Annotated in this window: 1 protein-coding gene; it reads left to right on the top strand. The window is 58.5% G+C overall.

The features are described from left to right. On the top strand, window positions 1-2,050 hold a 2,050-nt coding region (locus QMG93_RS34860; protein ID WP_281944495.1), incomplete at both ends, for a condensation domain-containing protein.

Raw genomic sequence — 2,050 nt, forward strand, 5'->3', positions numbered from 1 at the left:
TGTGCCGATCGGCAAGGCGTGGCTGAACGCCCGGTTCTACATTGTGGATGCTCACCTGAACCCGGTACCGGTAGGTGTGCTGGGCGAGCTGTGCATTGGCGGTGTGGGCGTGGCCCGGGGGTATTTGAACCGACCGGAGCTGAACGAAGAGAAGTTTGTCGACAGCCCGTTCGTGCCGGGAGAGCGGCTGTACCGCACGGGTGACCTGGCGCGCTGGATGGAAGACGGGAACGTGGATTTCATCGGCCGGATCGACAACCAGGCGAAAATCCGTGGGTACCGGATCGAGATCGGCGAGGTCGAAACGCAGCTGCTGAAAGTGGACAAGGTACGGGAAGCGGTCGTCGTCATCCGGGAGGATGGCAACGGACAGAAGGCGCTGTGCGCGTACTTCACGGCAGAGGAGGAACTGCAAGCCAGCGGTCTGCGAAGCGCGATGTCGCAGGAGCTGCCGGGGTACATGATTCCGTCGTACTTCGTGCAGCTGGAGCGGCTGCCGCTGACGCCGAACGGGAAGATCGACCGCAAGGCGCTCCCTGCGCCGGAAGGGGGCGCGAGCGGATCGGAGTATACCGCGCCGCGGACACCGCTGGAAGCGAAGCTTGTTCGCATCTGGCAGGAAGTGCTGGCAGTTGCAACCGTCGGCGTGAAGGACAACTTCTTTGATCTGGGAGGACACTCCTTGCGGGCAACGACGCTTGTCAGCAAGATTCACAAGGAGTTGAACGTGGATCTGCCGCTGCGGGACGTGTTCCGCTACTCTACGGTTGAAGAGATGGCCCAAGCGATTGCGCGAATGGAAGAGGGGGCGTTTTCGGCCATACCGGTGGCGGAGGAAAGAGAGCACTACCCGCTATCTTCCGCACAGAAGCGGCTCTTCATCCTGCACCAGCTGGAAGGGGCGGAACAAAGCTACAATATGCCGGGAGCGATGCTGCTCGAAGGGGCGTTGGACCGGACACGGTTCGAAGAGGCGTTCCGCGAGTTGATCGCGCGCCACGAGACGCTGCGCACCGGCTTTGAGATGGTGAATGGCGAGGCCGTGCAGCGGATTTACTCGCAAGTGGATTTTGCCGTGGAGTATGTGCAAGCGAGCGAGGAAGCCGCCGGAGAAGCGGTACAGGACTTCGTACGCACGTTCGATCTGGCGAAGCCGCCGCTGCTGCGGGTAGGTCTGGTCGAGCTGGCGGCAGAACGCTATATTCTGATGTTCGACATGCATCACATTATCTCCGACGGCGTCTCGATGGAGGTCCTGGTCGAAGAGTTTGTCCGCTTGTACGACGGAGAAGAGCTGGAGCCGCTGCGCATTCAGTACAAGGATTATGCGGCGTGGCAGCAGTCCGATGCGCAGCAGGAGCAGCTCAAGCGGCAGGAAGCATACTGGCTGGATCAGTTCCAAGGGGAGCTGCCGGTGCTGGAAATGCCGACGGATTATGCGCGTCCGGCCGTGCAGAGTTATGAAGGACATACGCTTCACTTCTTCATGGATGCGCAGAAGAGCGAAAGCCTGAAGCGGCTCGCAGCCGAAAGCGGCGCGACGCTGTACATGGTGCTGCTTGCAGCGTATACGATTGTGCTGCATAAATATACGGGTCAGCAAGACGTGGTTGTAGGGACGCCGATTGCGGGAAGGAATCATAGCGATGTGCAGCCGCTGATCGGGATGTTTATCAATACGCTGGCGATCCGCAGCTATCCGGCCGGAGAGAAAACGTTCCTGGGGTATCTGGAAGAAGTGAAGGAAACGATGTTCGGAGCTTACGAGCATCAGAACTATCCGTTCGAAGAGCTGGTGGACAAAGTGCAGGTTGCCCGCGATTTAAGCCGGAATCCGCTCTTTGACACGATGTTTACCTTGCAGAACACGGAAAGCAAAGACTTTGAGCTTGAAGGGCTCCGATTGGCTCCGTATCCGAGCGAATATGGGATGGCGAAGTTTGATCTGAGTTTGGATGTGATAGAAGACAATGACGGTCTGGAGTATGTCCTTGAATATGCAACTGCCTTGTACAAGAGGGAGACGGTCGAACGACTGGCCAAGCATTTC

This window comes from Paenibacillus tyrphae (genome assembly GCF_027925525.1).
Taxonomy (GTDB): Bacteria; Bacillota; Bacilli; order Paenibacillales; family NBRC-103111; genus Paenibacillus_G; species Paenibacillus_G tyrfis_B.